Annotated in this window: 26 protein-coding genes; 9 read left to right on the top strand and 17 right to left on the bottom strand. The window is 28.1% G+C overall.

Translation table 11 applies throughout. The features are described 5' to 3' along the window. Positions 1–308: 308 nt before the first annotated feature. Both HZY31_RS03550 and HZY31_RS03545 read right to left on the bottom strand, forming a co-directional pair. Positions 309–1,178 carry a topoisomerase DNA-binding C4 zinc finger domain-containing protein gene (locus tag HZY31_RS03550; protein ID WP_297318083.1) on the bottom strand — a complete coding sequence of 290 codons (870 nt, stop codon included), beginning with the start codon at positions 1,176–1,178 and terminating at the stop codon, positions 309–311. A gap of 59 nt (positions 1,179–1,237) precedes the next feature. Continuing rightward, on the bottom strand, positions 1,238–2,728 hold the full coding sequence (locus tag HZY31_RS03545; RefSeq protein WP_297318092.1) for a thiamine pyrophosphate-binding protein: 1,491 nt from the start codon (positions 2,726–2,728) through the stop codon (positions 1,238–1,240). A 46-nt stretch (positions 2,729–2,774) separates the two neighbouring features. Here HZY31_RS03545 and HZY31_RS03540 point away from each other — a divergent pair, with 46 nt between their 5' ends. Next, entirely contained in the window at positions 2,775–3,488 is a 714-nt protein-coding gene (locus tag HZY31_RS03540; RefSeq protein ID WP_297318082.1) for a phosphatase PAP2 family protein, read from the top strand. An 8-nt stretch (positions 3,489–3,496) separates the two neighbouring features. Beyond that, positions 3,497–4,006 (top strand): YkgJ family cysteine cluster protein, encoded by a 510-nt coding sequence (locus HZY31_RS03535; RefSeq protein ID WP_297318081.1) that lies wholly within the window; start codon positions 3,497–3,499, stop codon positions 4,004–4,006. Here the strand turns inward: HZY31_RS03535 and HZY31_RS03530 are convergent. From HZY31_RS03530 to HZY31_RS03505, 6 genes are all read right to left on the bottom strand, one after another. Continuing rightward, positions 4,003–5,325 carry a B12-binding domain-containing radical SAM protein gene (locus HZY31_RS03530; RefSeq protein ID WP_297318080.1) on the bottom strand — a complete coding sequence of 441 codons (1,323 nt, stop codon included), beginning with the start codon at positions 5,323–5,325 and terminating at the stop codon, positions 4,003–4,005. The two genes, HZY31_RS03535 and HZY31_RS03530, sit on opposite strands and share 4 nt — an antisense overlap. A gap of 30 nt (positions 5,326–5,355) precedes the next feature. Beyond that, positions 5,356–6,081, bottom strand: coding sequence for a uroporphyrinogen-III C-methyltransferase (gene cobA / locus HZY31_RS03525; RefSeq protein ID WP_297318079.1), 726 nt, complete (start codon positions 6,079–6,081; stop codon positions 5,356–5,358). After that, positions 6,082–6,471, bottom strand: coding sequence for a ribonuclease P protein component 4 (locus HZY31_RS03520; protein ID WP_297318078.1), 390 nt, complete (start codon positions 6,469–6,471; stop codon positions 6,082–6,084). It abuts the gene before it with no gap. A 143-nt stretch (positions 6,472–6,614) separates the two neighbouring features. After that, entirely contained in the window at positions 6,615–6,857 is a 243-nt protein-coding gene (locus HZY31_RS03515) for a 50S ribosomal protein L14e (RefSeq protein WP_214400446.1), read from the bottom strand. An 83-nt stretch (positions 6,858–6,940) separates the two neighbouring features. Beyond that, complete coding sequence (gene cmk, locus HZY31_RS03510; RefSeq protein ID WP_297318077.1) at positions 6,941–7,477, bottom strand: (d)CMP kinase; 537 nt, start codon at positions 7,475–7,477, stop codon at positions 6,941–6,943. 68 nt (positions 7,478–7,545) lie between these two features. Continuing rightward, entirely contained in the window at positions 7,546–7,815 is a 270-nt protein-coding gene (locus HZY31_RS03505; protein ID WP_297318076.1) for a 50S ribosomal protein L34e, read from the bottom strand. A 172-nt stretch (positions 7,816–7,987) separates the two neighbouring features. Between HZY31_RS03505 and HZY31_RS03500 the strand changes: the two genes are divergently transcribed. Further along, positions 7,988–8,896, top strand: coding sequence for a dihydroorotate dehydrogenase (locus HZY31_RS03500; protein ID WP_297318075.1), 909 nt, complete (start codon positions 7,988–7,990; stop codon positions 8,894–8,896). Between the two features lie 19 nt (positions 8,897–8,915). Here the strand turns inward: HZY31_RS03500 and HZY31_RS03495 are convergent, their stop codons facing one another. Both HZY31_RS03495 and tmk read right to left on the bottom strand, forming a co-directional pair. Further along, on the bottom strand, positions 8,916–9,500 hold the full coding sequence (locus HZY31_RS03495) for a CBS domain-containing protein (RefSeq protein ID WP_297318074.1): 585 nt from the start codon (positions 9,498–9,500) through the stop codon (positions 8,916–8,918). A gap of 138 nt (positions 9,501–9,638) precedes the next feature. Beyond that, positions 9,639–10,199 carry a dTMP kinase gene (tmk, locus tag HZY31_RS03490; protein ID WP_297318073.1) on the bottom strand — a complete coding sequence of 187 codons (561 nt, stop codon included), beginning with the start codon at positions 10,197–10,199 and terminating at the stop codon, positions 9,639–9,641. A 76-nt stretch (positions 10,200–10,275) separates the two neighbouring features. On the opposite strand from tmk, the gene HZY31_RS03485 reads away from it, so the two are divergent. Then, positions 10,276–10,554, top strand: a complete 279-nt coding sequence (locus HZY31_RS03485) for a cation:proton antiporter (protein WP_297318072.1) — start codon at positions 10,276–10,278, stop codon at positions 10,552–10,554. 5 nt (positions 10,555–10,559) lie between these two features. Here HZY31_RS03485 and ftsY read toward each other — a convergent pair whose 3' ends face one another. Then, positions 10,560–11,708, bottom strand: coding sequence for a signal recognition particle-docking protein FtsY (gene ftsY / locus HZY31_RS03480; RefSeq protein ID WP_297318071.1), 1,149 nt, complete (start codon positions 11,706–11,708; stop codon positions 10,560–10,562). Between the two features lie 186 nt (positions 11,709–11,894). Between ftsY and HZY31_RS03475 the strand changes: the two genes are divergently transcribed. Both HZY31_RS03475 and HZY31_RS03470 read left to right on the top strand, forming a co-directional pair. Beyond that, entirely contained in the window at positions 11,895–12,338 is a 444-nt protein-coding gene (locus HZY31_RS03475; protein WP_297318070.1) for an Hsp20/alpha crystallin family protein, read from the top strand. A gap of 64 nt (positions 12,339–12,402) precedes the next feature. Next, on the top strand, positions 12,403–13,044 hold the full coding sequence (locus HZY31_RS03470) for an METTL5 family protein (protein WP_297318069.1): 642 nt from the start codon (positions 12,403–12,405) through the stop codon (positions 13,042–13,044). Positions 13,045–13,050: 6 nt separating this feature from the next. Here HZY31_RS03470 and HZY31_RS03465 read toward each other — a convergent pair whose 3' ends face one another. From HZY31_RS03465 to cfbA, 5 genes are all read right to left on the bottom strand, one after another. Continuing rightward, on the bottom strand, positions 13,051–13,359 hold the full coding sequence (locus tag HZY31_RS03465; RefSeq protein WP_297318068.1) for a hypothetical protein: 309 nt from the start codon (positions 13,357–13,359) through the stop codon (positions 13,051–13,053). Positions 13,360–13,526: 167 nt separating this feature from the next. Continuing rightward, on the bottom strand, positions 13,527–13,736 hold the full coding sequence (locus HZY31_RS03460; protein WP_297318067.1) for a hypothetical protein: 210 nt from the start codon (positions 13,734–13,736) through the stop codon (positions 13,527–13,529). Between the two features lie 117 nt (positions 13,737–13,853). Continuing rightward, complete coding sequence (locus HZY31_RS03455) at positions 13,854–14,105, bottom strand: hypothetical protein (protein WP_297318066.1); 252 nt, start codon at positions 14,103–14,105, stop codon at positions 13,854–13,856. A gap of 149 nt (positions 14,106–14,254) precedes the next feature. Then, complete coding sequence (locus HZY31_RS03450) at positions 14,255–15,070, bottom strand: pantoate kinase (RefSeq protein WP_297318065.1); 816 nt, start codon at positions 15,068–15,070, stop codon at positions 14,255–14,257. Positions 15,071–15,126: 56 nt separating this feature from the next. Beyond that, the gene (gene cfbA / locus HZY31_RS03445) at positions 15,127–15,564 is read right to left on the bottom strand and encodes a sirohydrochlorin nickelochelatase (protein ID WP_297318064.1); all 438 of its coding nucleotides are present in this window, start codon (positions 15,562–15,564) and stop codon (positions 15,127–15,129) included. A gap of 142 nt (positions 15,565–15,706) precedes the next feature. On the opposite strand from cfbA, the gene HZY31_RS03440 reads away from it, so the two are divergent. Next, positions 15,707–16,798, top strand: coding sequence for a site-2 protease family protein (locus HZY31_RS03440; protein ID WP_297318063.1), 1,092 nt, complete (start codon positions 15,707–15,709; stop codon positions 16,796–16,798). A 17-nt stretch (positions 16,799–16,815) separates the two neighbouring features. Further along, complete coding sequence (locus tag HZY31_RS03435; protein WP_297318062.1) at positions 16,816–17,448, top strand: NAAT family transporter; 633 nt, start codon at positions 16,816–16,818, stop codon at positions 17,446–17,448. On the opposite strand, the gene gltX is transcribed toward HZY31_RS03435, so the two are convergent. Continuing rightward, the gene (gene gltX, locus HZY31_RS03430; RefSeq protein WP_297318091.1) at positions 17,439–19,100 is read right to left on the bottom strand and encodes a glutamate--tRNA ligase; all 1,662 of its coding nucleotides are present in this window, start codon (positions 19,098–19,100) and stop codon (positions 17,439–17,441) included. The genes HZY31_RS03435 and gltX overlap by 10 nt on opposite strands. Positions 19,101–19,215: 115 nt before the next feature. Here gltX and carB point away from each other — a divergent pair, with 115 nt between their 5' ends. Then, positions 19,216–20,649, top strand: coding sequence for a carbamoyl-phosphate synthase large subunit (gene carB / locus HZY31_RS03425; RefSeq protein WP_297318061.1), 1,434 nt, complete (start codon positions 19,216–19,218; stop codon positions 20,647–20,649). Position 20,650: the final 1 nt, after the last annotated feature.

Raw genomic sequence — 20,650 nt, 5'->3', positions numbered from 1 at the left:
TTTAAATCTTCTGATATAATTATAATCTTTTTGGCATAAAAGAAGGATAGAAAATCCTTTATTACATATTTAATTTATGAATTTATATATTCATATTCTTTTTGAGAGTAATAACAAACCCCGGTAAATTTTCAATTCAATATTATAAAATCATATAAATGACAAAAAAATATTATAATAATATGAAAAATTTCAAAATTATAATATTATTATAATAAAAAATAGAAAATTTTTATTATAAAATATTATTAAATTCCGAGAGTAAATATTACTCTCAATAAAATATTTTTTATTATAGTAATTAAAAACTAGAGTTTGGGAAATCTCCTATACAAACATTTTGGATAATTCGTACAACCTAAAAACTCTCCTTTTTTTGTTTTAACTACTCTTAATTTAGCACCACACCAAGGACAAGTGTTGTCATCAATTTTTGACATTATTTCTAATATAGTAGATGTTTTATTACACAATCTTTGTTTGTTAAAGATTATTTTGTTGTTGATAGTATCCACATATACAATAAAGTTTTTAAATAAATGTGAATTCTCCAAGTCAATAATAACTTTACCATTTTCAATTTTTAGCCCCGGAGTTATCTGCATATTTGTTTTTATAGGAAGTAAATAGAAACCTTGTCCAGAATACTCTAAACTACCTACATTGTATTTTATTTTTCCAATAATCCAGTTATAATCTCTATTAGCCATAAATCTTATAGTCTCCTCAACAGAGTCAAACATATTTTTTTCTTTAACCTTATTAATAACTTCTTTAATAAAATCATCTTCTTCATAACCTCTTGTTAGCATTTCAATTGCTTTTTCAATAAATTCATTTTTATCAAATTTTATAAGTAATAAAAGTCCATTAAATGCATTCGCAACAACATATTTCTCTTTTTCTATAATATCTCTTCTGTCAAATATGTAGTAGAGTCTTGTAAAAACCTGTTTTTGTCCTTTTGGAGTAACAACTTTTTTAATCTTATACTCCTCTTTGTAAGAATCTGTTAATCCATAGTAAAATACTGGCATCTTAGCATTTTCTAAACCAATTATTGAAATAAATCCTTCTGGAACTCTCCAATTTTGTTCATATGTTTTAGAGTCCAATTTTGTAACATTAAAGTGTAAATCTTTTGATAAAATGTTAAATAACTCAGTTAAAACTTCCATAGTATCCCTCCATTAATTTAGTAATTTAAATTATCCAATTAATTAATAATTTTAAAGATTTACATATTTGGGTTAGGTAGTTTTTCATCCTCTGTCTCAATAACCATTAATAATGGCTTATCTTTCTTTAAAAACTCTTTAATTGTTGAACTAATCTCATCAACTTTTTCTATGTAGCAGTTATCTATTCCAAAGGCATCAGCCAATTTATTAAAGTTAGGATTTTTTATTTTACAAAATTCAGCCAATTTATTATTTTTCATTACAATCATTAAAATTTTTAAATTATTTTCAGAAACTACTTGTAATTCTTCAACATTCATTAAAAATCCTCCATCCCCACTAATCAGTACAATATCTCTATCAATATTAAAATCGATACATCCAAATTTAACTCCTATTGAAACTGGCAAACCAAAGCCCATAGATCCAAAGGAATGAGAGGAAATAATATTTCTTGGAACAATGCATTTTTTTAATAGGCAAGTAAATACCGTATGTTTTCCAGCGTCTGTAACTATTATAGAATCTTTTGGAATACTTTCAATTATCTCATTTATTTTATTAGAATAATCTCCCTTAGGAGAGAATTTATTTTCTTTGTAGTAAAACCAATTATTATCTATACTTAAATTTTCAAAAAATTCTTTTAACTCTTTAATACTTTTTGGTTTTAGGTTTATATTTACAGTTTTCTTTAAAAGTTTTTCCCTAACACTTTCAACATATGTATTGTATGAAAGTGACGAACCAAAATTTATTATCTTATCTGCCTCCAATAAAGATTTTATATCTCCTCTTCTACCAACTAAACCCACACAGTTATTTAAATTTTCATCAATAACTCCTCTACTTGGAAATGTTGTAGATATTGGACAATCTAATTTTTCCAAAATTTTGGATATTTTTAGCATTTCATTATAACTTAAATTTCCATAAATCCCTTGCCCAATTAAAAATAGTGGTTTTTTAGCATTAGACAGTTCGGAGTTTATTTTATCAACAATTTCATCAATGTTTATTTTATTATCATTATTATAATATATATTATTGTTATATAAATCATTTTCATCAACTTTATCTTTATATACATCAGAGGGAATATTTATCTGAACTGGCTTTTTGTTGTATAGACAATCTCTAAATGCTGAAACAATAGAATTTATATCAGCGTTGTTAATAAAATACCCTTTGTAAAAATTTAAAAAATCCATATTAATCTCTTGGAAGTAATTTTTACTAATATATTTTCTTTCGCATCTTCCAGTTATGGCTAATACTGAGGAGTTATCTTTGTAAGCATTAGCTATTGGAGTAGTTAAATTTGTGCTTCCTGGTCCAGCAGTTACCAAGCAAACTCCTATATAGTTAGTTATTCTTGCATAACCATCAGCCATAAAGCCAGATCCTCTCTCATCTTTAGCCATAATATTTTTTATACTACTATTTTCTATCTCATTATAAAGTGGAAATATCTGCTCTCCGGGATAGGAAAATATTGTTTTTACATTTTTTTGTAGGAAATCAACTATAAATTCTAAAAATTTAATAATCTCACCTTAATTTATTGTATTTAAAAACTCTTTGGTGATATTTGTGGATAGAAGGATTGTAGTTAGGTTAGCAGTATATCCAATTGCCTATATTATGTGGGGTGGCTTAATGTGGTATTCTCAAATATTAAAGCCAATAGATGCTACTAATTTATTAATGACTCTCCCTTTATGCAACAGAAATTTTTATTTAATTCTTCAATCATTACCAACAGTTGTTATTGAATTTTTTAAAATAATATATTTATATGGATTTTCTCTTATGATTATTTGTGGTATTGCATACTATTTATTTATAAAAAAAGATTTTTTAAAAAGTGATATTATTTTAATTGATTTAGCACTTGGTTGGTTGTTTGCAGGAATAATATATTCTATTATTGTGGTTAAATCACCATTTCAGGTAGGAGTTGCTAAGGATTTAATAAACATGAAATACTTTTGGATATTTACAAAACCAACTTATGAGATTCCATCATTACATACAGCATATTCTTTTCTATTGGCATTACATTTTAAAGATGAAAAATATTTAAAGTATATTTACTTTACATTGGCTATACTAATTCCTATATCAACTTTAATCTTAGGTATGCATTGGATTGTTGATGTGATTACTGGCTTTATATATGGCTATTTAATATATAAATTTCCTAAAACACTTCATAAAAAAATTAGTGAAGCATTAGATTTTTTAGCGGGATATATAAAACCTTGTATTTTTTGTAGAAATTGCTCAAGTCAAAATAAGAAATAAGTGAAATTATGAAAAATAATAAAAATAAAAAGTTCAGTGTTTATTTGGGAGGAATTGCATTTCATTGCATAAAATGTGGTTTTTGCTGTGATGCTCCAACAGTTACTAAGAAGGATTTAGGTAGAATAGCGGGATATTTAAAGATTCCATTAAATGAAGTTATAAAGAGATATGTTAAATTTTTTAATGGATACATTGGTGAATTAAAAGAAATTAAAGGAAAGTGCATATTTTTTGATAATAAAACTAGAAAATGCAAAATTTATAAAGTTAGGCCACTAATTTGTAGATTTAGACCTTATTCAATTCAGTTAAGGGATGGAAAATTAACATTAACCTATGATATATGGTTTTTAAGACACTGTAAAGGACTGTATATCGGAGAAGGAGATATAGAGGAGAAATATTTCAAATATGCAGAATTAGTTTTAAAATACTTAGGATTTGAAAAAGATATAGATGAAAAAGAGTTTAAAAATGCAAAAGAGAGATTATTTAAAGACTCCTTAAAATATTAGATTATTATTTTTTTCCATGGCATTTTATCTATTTTTTTTAAGTATTTATCTAATAAATTATCTTTTTTCAATGCACTAATTAAGTTTGTTGGATTTTTTGAAACATCTAGATAATTACTAAGAGTTTCATCACCTCTTGCTAATACACACTGACAAATCATAGAGTTAAAGTTTTCATATTCTACTTTAACTCTTTCTTTCCTTAGATTTTTTTCAATATGTTTAATTTTTTTCTTAGATGTTAAATCAAACTCTTCATTTTCAAAATCTGTATGTGGCTTAGGAATCATAGGATTAATTGAAACTTCTACTTTTTTAATCTCTTTTTTTATCTTTTTTGTTAAATTTATAATCTCTTCAACATCTTCATTAGTTTCCGTAGGTATTCCAACCATAAAGTAAAGTTTTATCTTATTAACTTCAAATTTTTTAGCTAAATCAACTGCATTAAATATATCTCCTTCATTAATATCTTTTTTTATAAATTCTCTTAATCTTTCACTTCCTGCCTCAGGAGCTATTGTCAGTGTTTTTGGTTTTAAAATTTTCATTAGTTCCTCATTTAAAGTATCTGCCCTTAAAGAAGATGGAGATATTTGAACTCCCAAATCGTCCAAAAAGTTACAGAGTTCAACTATATACTTATAATCCCCAACTGATGGAGCTATTAATGCTACTTTATTAACTTTATTAATTTTTATTCCTTCTTCTGCCAAATATTCTAAATCACTTAGTTTTCTATATCTTGGAGGATAATATATTGATCTTGCTAAACAAAATCTACATCTCCTTGGGCATCCTCTTCCAATCTCCAATAAAAATGCTTCTCCATAAGCTCCTTTTTTAGATGTAGGTTGATATATTGGGTAATCATCTATGGTTAATTTTTTTGGGTATATCCTTTTAACAACATCTTTATCTATATGTCTTGAATAAACTCCCTCTGTGTCAAACTCTCTATTTATTACATTTAGCATAACATCGCTATTTTCAATCTCTCCAACTATAAAGGCGTCAAAGTAATTAATCAATGGGAAAAAGTTTTCCATTACACAAGGTCCACCTGCGGCAAAAACTGCATTAGGATTAGTTTTTCTTAAATCTTTAACTATTTTTATTGCATTAAAATAATCATTTTCATACTGCAAAGTTATAAAAATAGCGTCAAAATTTTTTATTTTGTGATAGTTTTCTAAAAAATATATATTTACATTTATATCTTTAAATTTAGATAAGTGCTTGGCTAAAATATGAACTGCCAAACAAGAAATTCCTGCTTTAAATTTGTTTGGATAAATTACAGCAACATTCTTTATCATCGTATCCCGAACTATAAAAATTTAAAAATTTTATTTTTCCAAAACATTTACTACATCTCCAACTACAATAACACCAGGTGGAGATATTTTTTCTTTTTTTGCCTTTTCTACTATATCCCCAAGTGTTCCTTTTATAACTCTTTGATTTTTTGTAGTTCCATTGGTAATAATTGCTACTGGGGTGTCTTTATTTCTCTTAGGATTTTGCAACAACTCATTAACTAACTTTTCTAAGTTGGTTATCCCCATCAAAATAACTATAGTGTCAGCATTCAATTTACTTAAATCTACTTGTTTCTCTTTTTTATCCTCAGCCTCGTGTCCAGTAACTACGGTAAATGAAGTTGCTACTTTTCTATGCGTTAATGGAATATTTGCAAGTTCTGGAACTGCAATTGCAGAAGTTATTCCCGGAATTACTTCATAAGGAATATTATGCTTTTTTAGTTCTAAAATTTCTTCTCCTCCTCTTCCAAAAATAAATGGATCTCCCCCTTTTAATCTAACAACTATTTTTCCCTCTTTTGCTTTTTCTACCAATATTTTATTAATCTCCTCCTGTTTAAAGGAATGCTGTCCTTTTCTTTTACCAACATAAATTAACTCCGCCCCTTCTTTTGCATAATTAAGTAAGTCTTTTGATATTAAACTATCATAAACAATGACATCAGCCTCTTTAATTGCTTTTAAACCTTTTACTGTTATCAATTCTGGATCTCCCGGACCTGCTCCAACTAAGATAACTTTGCCTGTCATTTACTCCACCACTTTATTTTTTGCTTTCAATTTTTTCTCTAATTTTTTTCTTCTTTTTTTTTTCTTTTCTCTTATCATAGGAATTCTATATATTGCTCCACATTCTAAGCAAGTTATAACTACATGAGGATACCTTTTACTTTTAACTCTAACTCTTGCATTCCTTCCATACAACAAAAAAGTTCCACATTTTTTGCATATTCTTCTTTTCCATTTCTTTGGAAATTTTAATCTCATTTTCATAGCTATTCTTCTTGCTAAATATACATATCTTTTGACTCTATCCCATCTACCTTTTTTAGCCTCTTCTTCTGCTAATTTCATTAAAGTATCAACTCTTTCATAGGCTATCTTTTTTAGTTTTTTTTCTAAGAACTTTTTCTTTTTCATACTTTCACATTTAATTACTTACATTACTTTATATATTATTTTTAATTACTTAAAAGTTATAGATTTGTATATTAAAATATCCCAATTAATACAAATATTAAAATATTAATTTTTGCTTTAATAAAAAAAGAAAAATAGAGAAATTACTCCTCTTTTAATAATCCTGCTGCATCTAATGCCAATCTAACTTCTTCTGTTGTGGCTCCTCTTTCGATATCAACTTTCTTCTCAGTAGGTTCTAAATGTTTTATGTTGCATCTTCTTCTTTTAACTAATCCATCTACAATAACAAAGTTTTTATCTAAAATATCTACAATGACACAGATTTTTCCTGCTTCTCTTCCTGCGGTTTTTACACAAACTCTTCCTATTTCAATAGCAGCCATTTACCTCACCTCATTTTTGTTGTTGTGACTCTCGCGAATCACAACTCATCCTCCAATGAGGGAGGTTTAATATCGTCCCCTCCTTATTTTTTTAAGTTATCAATAGCTGAGGAGACAATATTAAACACTCCCTCGATATCCCATTTTGATGTATCGATAATCAAATCGTAAATAGATAAATCATCTAAGTCAATATTATAAATTTCTTTGTATCTCTTTTTTTCACTTTTCTCTCTTTCTAACATTTTTTTTAGTGCCTCTTCTTTACTTATACTTTCTCTCTGGCTGATTCTCTCAGCCCTAACTTCAAGGGGGGCTTTGAACCATATTGTTAAATCTGGTTTTATTCCATTCTTTAATAGCATCCACGCCGCCAATCTACCTTCTAACACTACATTACCTTTTTTTGCTATTTCTACCTGTCTTCTATCAATTTCTTCATCAACTTCTTTATGTTCCTCAGCATACTTACTGAATTCCTGCAAGTCCATACCTATCTCTTTGGCCATCTCTCTAAATATAAATCCTGCACATACATGCTTTAAATTGTATTTCTCTGCTATTAATTTAGCAATTGTAGTTGTTCCCGTCCCTGGTAGCCCCCCAATGGTAATTATCATCTATTCACCCATTTAAAATGGATTGATAAACATAAAATACTTTTGATATATAAACTTTTTGAATGTCTTTATAAACTTCTCGCTTTGTTAATCATTAATCTTTTTAAGCATCTTGGACATAGGTAGCCTCCATAAGGTCTTTCAGGTCTTCTTTGAGATTTTGGTAATTTTCTTATTTCAACTGGTCTCCCTCTTGGAACTCCGTGCAATTCAGCTCCACATATAGCACATCTTGGTTTATTTGGCTTTCTTCTTTTGTAGTGTATAACTAACCTTCCTCCTGGTGTTCTTCTATATATTCTTCTGTATGATCTTGATCTGTATCTTGGTGCTGGCATATATATTCACCCAAATTATTTATTTTTAATAAACCTTAAAATTAATGTTTGAAAATATTTTTAAATTTTTCAAAGAAAAGGATATTCAAAGTTATAAACTTTATATGCCATTAAAAATTTTATATCTCTATACCATAACAATTACTATTTAAAACTTTTGGTTGGTGAATATATGTTAAAGACAGTGATATGTGGGATAGAATTTAAAAATCCTGTTTTTTTGGCAAGCGGTATTATGGGAGAAACTGGAAGTGCGTTAAAGAGAATTGCTAAAGGAGGTGCAGGGGCTGTAACAACTAAATCTATTGGAAAAAATCCAAATCATGGGCATAGAAATCCAACTATTGTTGAAGTTGATGGAGGATTTTTAAATGCTATGGGACTACCAAATCCTGGAATTGATGAATATGTAAAGGAATTACAGAGAGTTAGAGAAGATTTAAATAAAATGAATGTTAGGATTATTGGCTCTGTTTATGGTAAGGATGAGGAGGAATTTGTTGAAGTATCTAAAAAGATGGAAAAATATGTTGATATTATTGAGCTAAATATTTCCTGTCCACATGCAAAAGGTTATGGAGCTACAATTGGGCAGAATCCAGATTTATCTTACAGTGTTTGCAAGGCTGTAAAAAAATCAGTAAAAATCCCAGTTTTTGCTAAATTAACACCTAATGTTACAGATATATTAGAAATAGCTAATGCAGTTGTAGATGCAGGCGTAGATGGATTAGTGGCGATAAATACAGTTAGAGGAATGGCTATTGATATAAGGGCAAAGAAGTCAATTTTAGGAAATAAATTTGGTGGTTTAAGTGGTAAGGCAATAAAACCAATAGGTATAAAAATTGTTTGGGATCTTTATGAAAACTTTGACATTCCAATAATTGGAGTAGGAGGAATAGTTAGTGGAGAGGATGCTATTGAATATATGATGGCTGGTGCTTCTGCTGTCCAAATAGGAAGTGGAGTTTATTATAGAGGATATGATATATTTAAAAAAGTTTGTGATGAAATTATAAAGTTTTTAAAAGAAGAGAACTTAGAATTAAAGGATATTATAGGAATTGCTCATGAATAAATTTTTATTTTTAATATTTTTACTCTTTTTCTTTAAATTCTTCTATACACTCATCACACAAATATCTTCCTTGATACAGTCTAACTCTCCCTTGATATCCACAGTTTTCACAAATTCCATATATATACTCTTCAGAAAATTCGTCAGTATCTAATGGAATTTTTTCTTTTTCATCTTCTGGCTTTATTGAAGCATATTCAGCAATTATTTCCAATAATTTTGGTGAGACCCTAATAATATCGCTCTCTGTTATTATTCCTACTAATTCCCCATCTTTTACAACAGGCAATCTTTTTATCTTATATTTAGCCATGATTTTAGCGGCTTCATTAATTGAAGCATTTTGAGGAATTGTTATTATTTTTTTACTCATAACTTCCTCAGCTAAAATCTCTTTTGGTTTTAGGTTTTTTGCAACAACTCTTTTTATAATATCTCTCTCTGTAACTATTCCTATTGGCTCTTTGCCTTCTACAATAACAACAGCCCCAATATCTTTCTCCTTCATTATGTTGGCGATGTCATAAACTGTCATATTTTTTGTAGCAGTAATCACTGGAAAACTCATTACTTCTGAGACAGGAATCTCATAGGCAATATCCATAAATATCCCTCATAAACTTCTATACAAAAATAACTGGATGTAGTCATTTATATACTTTATACCTTAATTATTAAATAGCAAATTTTTTAGTAATATTTGAGATAGATTTAGTTTTTATCTTGTTTATTATTTTTTGTGTTATAATTTGTTGCTATACTTTTTATAATGTTCTAAAATTTCCTTATGAACTTCATCTATTGTCTTGTTAGTTGTGTCAATTACGATAAATTTGTATTCTTCTGCCAATTCTAAATATTTTTCTTGAACTTTTTGTAGAAAACTTTTATTTTCAAATATATCTTTACCTTTAACTCTTTTTAAAGCAACATCAACATCAATAGTTAGTAAAAAAACTATATCTGGCTTTAAAGCGTATCTATTTATTGATTTTATAAAATCTTCATCAACGCCTGCAACGCTTTGATAGGCTATTGAGGAATACAAATATCTATCACAAACTACATCTCTACTTTTTAAAATATCTTTTATTATCTTTGTGTGCTCTACTCTATCTGCGGCAAATAACAATGCTAATGTTCTATCATCTAATTTAATTTTTTTTTGCAAAAATTCTCTAATTAACTTCCCTATTGGGCTATTTGTAGGCTCGCAAGTCCAAAAAGCATTGAGAGATTTAGATAATAATTTTGATAGTGTCGTTTTACCACTACCATCAATACCTTCAAACACTATGAACATTTTTATCACCAAAATTTATATATAAGATTTATCATTATTAATCATTATAAATTATAACCACTAAATGGTGAATCTTATGGAGGTATATATTGACATTGTTAAGGATATACTTATTTTTATATCTTCTTTGGGAATACTATTGGCTTCATATAGATTGTGGGTTGAAAAAGATAGAAAAAATATTATTTATGCGAGAATACATATTTTAGGAGTTATAGATTGTGCATGTTTTTTAATTTTTATAGCGTTAGGAGAACCATTATTAGCATTTGTTTATTTAATTTTAGCTCCATTTTTGGCTCATGCAATTGCAAATGCGGCATACAATGACAAATTAGATAATTTATCTAAGTAAAAATTTTAAAACTCTCTTTCAGTAGAAAACTTAAACTCTTCCTCACCAAATAATTTTTTAACCATCCAATCAGCATCGAACTCAATTAAATCTTCATATCTCTGCCCAACTCCTAAATACAAAATAGGTTTTCCAATTGCATAGCCAATTGACAATGCCGCCCCTCCTTTTGCATCTGCATCTATTTTTGTCAATATAATCCCATCTATATTCACTGCCTTATTAAACTCTTCAGCCTGATAAACTGCATCGTTTCCAGTTAAAGCATCTCCAACGAATATAACTAAATCTGGCTTTGTAACTCTAACAACCTTTTTGATTTCTTCCATTAAGTTTGTATTTGTTGCCTGCCTTCCTGCTGTGTCTGCCAAAACGACATCAATTCCTCTCGCCTTAGCGTGTTGTATCGCATCGTATATAACTGCTGCTGAATCAGCCCCTTGTTTATGCTTAATAACTCTAACACCTACATTTTTTGCATGCTGTTCTAACTGCTCTATCGCTCCAGCCCTAAATGTATCCCCTGCTGCTATAACAACACTATATCCTTTTTGTTTTAATTTATATGCTAATTTAGCTATTGTCGTGGTTTTTCCAGTTCCATTTATTCCAACAAATACAATAACTGTTGGCTTTCCTTTTGCTTTATTCTTTTTTATAATCTCCTCAATGTCAATTTTTTCTTGGGATAATATATTTTTTATAGCATTTTTTACAGCGTTAATTGTAATTTCTTCAACATTGTCATTAGGAGATATTTTTCTCCCAACTAACTCTTTTTTAATGTTTTCAATTAACTTTTCTACAACTTCTAAGGCTACATCAGATTCTAAAAGCTCTATTTCTAACTCTTCTAATATATCTTCAATATCTTCCTCTAAAATTACAATTTCTTTTTTGAGAGCCTTTTTAATAGTCCTCGTTAAAATAAATCTATCAAAGAAACTTATTTTTTTCTCCTCTTCTGATGTAGTTTCTTTTTTAATTTCTTTAACTTCTTCTACTTTTTTAGAGCTTTCTGTTTTTTCACTTTCAGTTTTTTTAATTTCTGGTTCTATTTTTTCTTTTACTTCTTCAGCTTCTCCTTTATTGTAGATTTTTTCAGTAATTTTTGACGCAGTTTTTAAAAGTTTTTCTTTTAATTTTCCAAACATCAGTAATCCCTCAATTTTGTTATTGCTCTATAAATCTTAAATTTGATAAAATAATTAATTTACCATATAAAAATTCCTATTATTGCTATATATAAGTTTTTAGTTATATAAATTTATAAAATAGAAAAGTTTATATAGAACTTTAAAAACATTTTATACATAGAAGGAGAAAAAGAGGTGAGAGTAATGTTTGGAAGAGATCCTTTTGACACATTATTTGAAAGAATGTTCAAAGAGTTTTTTGCTACACCAATAAGTGGTTCTACAGTTGTTCAAAGTTCTTTTGGAATACAAATATCTGGTAAAGGATTCATGCCATTATCTATTATAGAAGGAGATGACCATATAAAGGTTATTGCATGGTTACCAGGAGTTAATAAAGAAGACATCGTCTTAAATGCAGTTGGAGATACATTAGAAATCAGAGCAAAAAGAAGCCCATTGATGATTACTGAAAGTGAAAGAATCATCTACTCAGAAATTCCTGAAGATGAAGAAATTTATAGAACAATAAAACTTCCAGCACATGTTAAAGAGGAAAATGCCTCTGCTAAGTTTGAAAATGGTGTCTTAGTAGTTACATTACCAAAGGCAGAATCTTCAATTAAGAGAGGAATAAACATTGAATAAAAAACTTCTTTATTTTTTATTAGAATAATAAATTTATATAATTATATATACAAATGGTGAAGAAATGATAAAGAAAAAACATTTAGAGATGATATTAGATTCATTAAAAAGACATCCTAATCCAAAGGTTGATTTAGAACAATATACTATTGATGGAAAATTAGCAAGTGATATTTTATTTTTTGCAGTGAATGATTTTTATAATAATGTAGTTATTGATTTAGGTTGTGGAACTGGTAGATTGGCAATAGGTAGTAAGATATTAGGGGCAAAAAGAGTTATAGGGGTTGATATTGATAAAGAAAGTATTAAAATAGCAGAGGAAAATGCCAAAAATTTAAATGTTGATGTAGATTTTTACTGTATGGATATTAGAGATTTAAATAAAGAAGTTCTTAAAAATGTTCTTAATGATGATTACAATTTAAAGAAAGTAGTTATTCAAAATCCTCCATTTGGTGCTCAAAAAAAGTATGCAGATAGAATATTCTTAGATAAAGCATTAGAGATTGGAGATGTAATATATACTATACACAACTATCCAACGAAAGATTTTGTTATAAACTATGTAAAAGATAAAGGAGGAGAAATAACTCACATTTATGAGGCATATTTTAGAATTCCTGCAATATATGAATTTCATAAAAAGAAAGTTGTAAATATTCCAGTAGTTGTTTTTAGAATAGAAAATAAAAATAAAATTTAAAATTTATCATTTATTAAAATAACTATAAATTGTCTTTATTATTAAACCAATTAGTATCCACCCATACATAGATAGAGGAATGATTATAAAAGGACTGTAATAATAACTTCCACCCATATTTTTAGGAACAAATAATTTAACATAGATAAATAAAGGGAATGATAAAATATTAAATAACCAGTTTGGAATATCAAATTGGAAGAATGGGATTATTAACCCAAATACTGCCAAAAATAACAAAAATTTATCTTTTCTCAAAATATACAGAGTAGTTATAATAATTCCCATAGTTAAAAATAATTCAAATATATACAAATATAAATTTATATTTAAGAATTGTAAAATTAATGCTATAAAACACAATATAGACAATATTAAGAAGGAATTATCTTTTTTAATCTTCCAAAATCTTAATGATATGATAAATAAAATTCCATATAAAAAAATAATATTGAAAAAATTCAATATACCACCCTATTTGGCTAAGGCTTATAATCAAGAATCATGTATTGTGTTCTCCTTAAACAGTCTTTTATTCCAGTATTAACATAGAGGCAATATATCCATCCGGTTTTAAATACTTCTGGTGCTTCATCATATTTCCTTAAACATTTTCCATTTCTTTTAGAATTTACTAAACCACAATTTCCACCACAGTTTTTAGCAGGTTCGCAACCTCCAAAATTTATCAACCCTCCATACCATCCTTTTAATTCTGGTATATATACCCAAGGTTCATAATGAATATCACAGGCTTTGTTTTCATCGGGTCTCCATGGACGACAACCATATAAAGGTTCTCGAGTTTCTCAGTCTATCCACCAATACCATGGTATAAAAGGAAAATCCGTATATATGTAGATTAAACCCCATTTAGAGTTTTTAGAAGTTTGTGTATGTTTTATGTCTTTTTTTAATACTTCTACTTTATTTTTAGGAAGTTCTGGGACAAATCTAGGATGTCCCATTTCGCATTCTTCTACAGTACTTTCAATTATCTTAATACCAGATTTTTTTAACATTTTGCCATATTCTTTCAGACAATTTGGACAGAGTTTCATAATATCACCTTATAGGTTTATAAATTATAAAAATATTTTATTTTTATTATATTTAAAAGTTTCTATTATATTTAATTATATTTATTTATTCATAAACATATGATTATAAAAATATTTTGATACTAAAAATAATTAGTATTAAATAAAATTTAATAGTAAATTTTGCAAATAATTGGATTTTTTAAAATAGAAATAGCATCATTTAGAGTATCTTTTTTTGAAATACAGAATAAAGTATTTCCAAGCATAGATTGAGAAGCTCCTACTGTAAATTTTAAATCATTACAGAGTTCTAAAATATTTCCATTAATTAATCCTGTATTAACTGCAAATTTATATGAAAGATTGACAAAATTTTCTAATGTTGGATTTTTTAATAGTTCATTTAAGTATCTTCTACCAAATCCATTTATTTTTTCAATCCAATTATCGTTGGTAATTATTTTATTAGTCTCCTTTTTTCCAAATATTTCAAGAATAATGTAATAATCTTCATTAACTTTAAATTTTTCAACATTTATAGGAAATCCGGGAGATTTTCTTATAATAAAACCTTTCACATATTGACCAATAACATCTCCCAAACCAGTTCCACATTCTACTTCACTAATATGTGCTATTTCAACATAATTAATTTTTAAATCCAACATTTCATTTAATTTTTTAGATAGTGTTAAAGCACAGCCACCAGACATCCCCAAACCACTGCCTAATGGAAAGTCAGATGTAAAAATTATATCATAGTTGTTTTTATCAAATCCAAAGTTTTCATAGTATTTTAATACTTTATTTACTGAACATATATCTACTTTTTTTTTATTGTAATATATATTTCCACAACCTTCTTCTATATTAAGATTTACTCCTATATTTACAGTAATTCCAGCCCCGATAGAGCCAGTTTTTAAAATATCTTTTGATTTATGCACTGCAAAAAATCCAGTTATGTGCCCCGGAGCAAACATACAATAACCTCCATTAATATAAAATAAATTAAGAATAATAGAGTATCATATTAAAATTATCTTCTAAAGGCTCTATCTATAATTATATCCACAATTCTATCATCTGCTCCAATAGGTTCTCTATATATTATTTCAACGTCCTCTGGAATTTCTAATTTTTCGTGTTCATGATGGTGGTGATGGTGATGATGTCCATGATGATGTTCTTCCTCGTGATGCCCATTATCATCCTCAATTAATCCCAACATTTTTGGAATATCTCTTGTTGTATGAATTCCATGTGCCAAAAAGACAGGAACAACTATAATTTTTTTAGCACCTCTTTCAATTGCCTTTTTTACTGCTTGGGGTATTGTTGGCTCGTTAAACTCCATTAAACCAATTTCAACAATTGGAAATATATTTTTTTCTTTAATTTTTTCAGCCAATTTTACTAACAATTCTTTACTGTATGGTAATCTACTACCATGACCTACTAAAACTAATGCTTCCAAACTATCACCTTTTTATTTTGCTAGTAATTTATTATATTTATGTATTATTTTACATAGAGTTCATACTAACTATTATATAATATTTTTCATTTATTTAAAAAGAAGTTTTTATTATAAATAAAGAATTTGGAGGCGATTTAATATGGATACATCTAAACTTATCTTATTTTTTGCTATTATCATTTGGATAATATTATATACAATTAGAGAATCTATAAATCTAAAAACATACATGGGAATTTTTGGAATTTTAAGAACTAAGTTTGGATTAAAGACAATTGAAATATTAGGCAAATATAAAATTTGGCAAAAAATTGGAATTATTTCCATTCCTATATGTGTCATACTTGGGGGATTCATGCTCTTAAATTTAATAATTATGAGTATAAAACTCGCTTCTGGAACGCTACCAAAAGAAGCGGCTAAACCAGTTATTTTTTTATTTGGAAATGTTATTCCTTGGATTCCTGGAATTATTGTTCTACTAATAGGAGTATCAGTTCATGAATTAGCACATGGAATATTTGCAAGATCTTTTGGAATTAAAGTAAAAAGTTCTGGAATACTTTTATTATTGGGAATTCCTTTGGGAGCCTTTGTCGAATTAGGAGATGAATTTAATAATGCAGAAAAGAAAATTAAGGGAGCCATTGCATCAGCGGGTCCATTGGCTAATTTAATTATATTTTTAATTTCAATTCCATTATTGTCTTTTGCTTATACATTACCAACAGAGTTAAAAGTTGTTAATGTTAAAGAACCAGCATCAGAGTTTTTAAAGAAAGGAGACATAATTTATGAAATCAACGGTAAAAAAATAGAGTCATTGAAAGATTTTAAAGAATTTGCAAATACTATAAAACCAAATACTGAATATGTAATAAAAGTTATTAGGAACAATAAAATATTAACCTATAAAATTGTTAGTTCAAAAGAGGGAAAGATTGGAATTATGGTAGTGCCAACAGAAAATATGGCATTGATTATAAATACAATATACTGGACTTACTGGTTTAATGTTTTACTGGCTTTATTTAATCTTTTACCAGCAATGCCATTGGATGGCTTCCACGTTTGGAACGCTTTGCCAGAATTATTAAAGGAAAGAAAAAATAAATTTATTTCAATGATGGGGAGATATTTAGAGCTAATTATAAATGAAAGAACATTAAATTCAATAACTTTTTTAGTTTGGTGGATTGTCTTAGGAAGTATTTTATATTCAATGTTTTAAAATTTCTGGTGGTGAGTATGGATTTATTTAATTTTTATATTTATGGGTTTGTCTCTCTTTTCATTACAATTGATCCAATTGGCTTAATTCCAATATTTCACTCTATAACTTATCCTTATCCAAAAGAACAAAGAGTAAAAATAATTAAAAAGGCAATAATAACTTCAACAATCGTTTTATTACTATTTGCATTGTTTGGAAACTACATATTTAGTTACTTTGGAATTACAATAAATGCATTTAGAGTTGCGGGGGGAATATTGTTATTTAAAATAGCGTGGGACATGCTTCACGCAGAAATTCCTAAAACAAAACATAAACCAGATGAAAAAATAGAATTAGAAGATATTGACAGCATAGTTTATGTCCCTTTGGCTATTCCTTTAATATCTGGTCCAGGGGCTATAACGACAACTATGATATTAGTTAGTAAGGCACAGAGTATCTTAGATAAAATTATCGTTATTTTATCAATATTATCTGCTATGTTAATTTCTGGGATTATTTTGTCATTAACTGACTATATTATAAGAAGAGTCAATATTTATGGGATAAATGCATTTGTTAGAATTATGGGTCTTTTGTTAGTGGCTATATCTGTTCAGATAATATTTATTGGAGTATTTGGTTTATATAAAAATTATCTGTGAGCATAACAACAAATAATCTTTTTATTACCTTTTTTATCAACTCTAACAAATCCAAACCTCTCAAATTGAACAATATCATCTACATTAACTATTTTAAAATCTTTTTCTGCAAATCCTTCTTTTATTTCACCAGTAGGCATTAAAACCTTAACTTTTAAACTATCTTTTATAGGAATCCAATGTATAATTTTAGCCTTATTTTTTCTTGCTATTTTGAAGTCATCTGAGTGATATTTTGCTTTAATTATATCATTAATTTTTTCAACGACTATATTGAAGAGTTCCATTAATCTATACATCTTACCCTCTTCAATCTCATCTCCAACTACATAAACTTCTCCATCAAATATTAGTTCTCTTTTACCAAACTCTGGTCTGTCAGGATGCATTCTAAGATTTAAAATTCTCTTTTTAGCATTTTCAATAACGAGTTTTTTAGGATTCCAAACGAAGAAAAATCTTCTTGCATCTTTATCAATTAATTCTTTATTTATTGCATATAAATTCTCCCACGAAAATTTAACATCTGCCTGCTTAATTCCAATTCTTTTCATTATCTCATATATAGCCTCTGCCTTAATTCCTCTCCTTCTTAAAGCTCTTAAAGTTCCCAATCTAACATCGTCCCATCCACTATAAAGCCCTTCTTTAATTCCTTTATAAATTGATGATGTGCTTAAAACTGTATCCTCTATTTTTAAAATTCCATAATGTATAAATTCAGGCATCTTCCAATTGAAATATTTATATATATAAGATTGCTTTTCAGTATTTACAATATGGTCTTTTCCTCTTAAAACATGTGTCATTCCTAACAAGTAATCATCAATAGGCACTGAGAAGTTCATTAATGGATAAACAACATATTTCTCCCCAGTTCTTGGATGAGGAGTTTTTTCAATTCTAAATATTGGAAAATCTCTAATTGATGGATTTTTATGCCTTATATCCGTTTTTAACCTAACAGCAACATTTTCTATTTCTCCATTAAGCATTTTTTCCCAAAGGTCTAAATTTTCCTCAACACTCCTCTCCCTACATTTACAAGGAATTCCTTTATTTCTCAATTTTCTAAATTCTTCTGGCTCACATTCACAAACATAGGCATATTCCATTTCTATTAATTTTTTTCCATATTCGTAATAAATTTCCATTCTGTCTGATTGTATTACAATTTCATCAACTTTAACTCCCAACCAATCTAAATCTTCCTTAATCATATCATAAGATTCAGGTAAAACTCTTTTTGGATCAGTATCTTCTAATCTCAAAATTAGTTTTCCTCCATACTTTTTAACAAAGTAATCGTTTAGAACTGCTGCTCTTGCGTGTCCTATATGTAAAGGCCCAGAAGGATTTGGTGCAAATCTCATAACAACCTTATCTTTTACATTTGGTAACTCTAAGTCCTTCTCCTTCCTACCTTTTTCTTCAACATTTACTCCTAAATCTTTCAACATTTTCTTCATGTCATTTATAGATAAATTTTCTATTTCTTTGACAACTTTTTCTACAACTTGTAAAACTTCCTTAGCTTTTTTTCTATATTCTGGATTTTCTGCCAAAAATCTACCCAAAACTGCCTTGGGATTAGCTTTACCATTATGATTTATAGCGTTTTTTAATGCAATTGCTAAAATCTTTTTTTTCACATTTTCCATATTCATCACCATTAACTTTAAAAACCTTAACTAATTATTATGAAAAGGATACTCTTATTTGAAGTTTATATATTTTAATTAGGTTTAATAAGTGTGGTGAATATTGATGGAGAGTATTAATAAAGTTATGGTTTTTGGTTCTGGACCAATAGTTATTGGACAGGCAGCAGAGTTCGATTTTTCTGGTTCTCAAGCGTGTAAGGCGTTAAAAGAAGAAGGAATATATACTATTTTAGTTAATTCAAATCCCGCAACAATACAAACAGATATTGAAATGGCTGATAAAGTTTATTTAGAGCCATTACATCCAAAAATAGTTGAAAAGATTATTGAAAAAGAGAGACCAGACGCTATTTTACCAACAATGGGAGGTCAAACTGGGCTTAATTTGGCTTTGGAGTTGCATAGAAGAGGAATTTTAGACAAATACGGAATAAAATTGTTAGGTTCAAATATAAGAACTATTGAAATAGCAGAAGATAGAGAACTATTTGCGAAGGCAATGGCTGAAATTAACGAGCCAGTTACAAAGTGTAAGGCAGTTAATTCAGTTGATGAGGCATTAAAATTTGCTGAAGAAATTGGTTATCCAGTTATTGTTAGACCTGCATTTACATTAGGAGGAACTGGTGGAGGAATAGCCCACAATGAGGAGGAGTTAATAGATATTACATCAAAAGGTTTAAAATATTCTATAATTAACCAAGTTTTAATAGATGAGAGTGTTTTAGGTTGGAAAGAATTTGAGTTAGAGGTTATGAGAGATAGAAAAGATACATGTATTATTGTTTGTGGTATGGAAAACATAGATCCAATGGGAATACACACAGGAGAGAGTATTGTTGTCTCTCCAATACAGACATTACCAGATGAGTTTTATCAAAAATTAAGGAATGCAGCTATAAAAATTATAAGACACTTGGGAGTTGAAGGAGGTTGTAATATACAGTTTGCTGTAAATAAGGAGATGACAGAGTATAGAGTTATTGAAGTTAATCCAAGAGTTTCAAGAAGTTCTGCATTGGCAAGTAAGGCTACTGGTTATCCAATAGCAAGGATTGCCGCTAAAATAGCAATTGGAAAAACATTGGATGAAATTCTAAATGATGTTACAAAAGAGACACCAGCAAGTTTTGAGCCTACATTGGATTATGTAGTTGTGAAAATACCAAGATGGCCATTTGATAAGTTTAAAACCGTAGATAAAAGATTAGGAACGAGTATGAAATCTACTGGGGAAGTGATGGCAATAGGTAGATCTTTTGAAGAAGCATTACAAAAGGCTATTAGAAGTTTAGATATCGGAAGATTGGGATTAATTGGAGATGGGAAGGATAAAGATTACAGTGAGGAAGAAATTGAAAATATTTTGAAAAATCCAACTGATGAGAGGATTTTTGTTATAGCAAAGGCATTAGAGAAAGGTTGGAGCGTTGAAAAAATCTGTGAATTAACAAATATTGACGAATTTTTCATTAGAATGATTAAGAATATTGTTGATATGAAAAATGAGTTAGAAAAACTTAAAGAGAATTTTTAAA

Source organism: Methanocaldococcus sp., assembly GCF_024490875.1.
GTDB lineage: Archaea > AGJL01 > Methanococci > Methanococcales > Methanocaldococcaceae > Methanocaldococcus.
The sequence above is the reverse complement of the archived record's forward strand: the minus strand, read 5'-3'. Positions and strand labels throughout refer to the sequence as shown.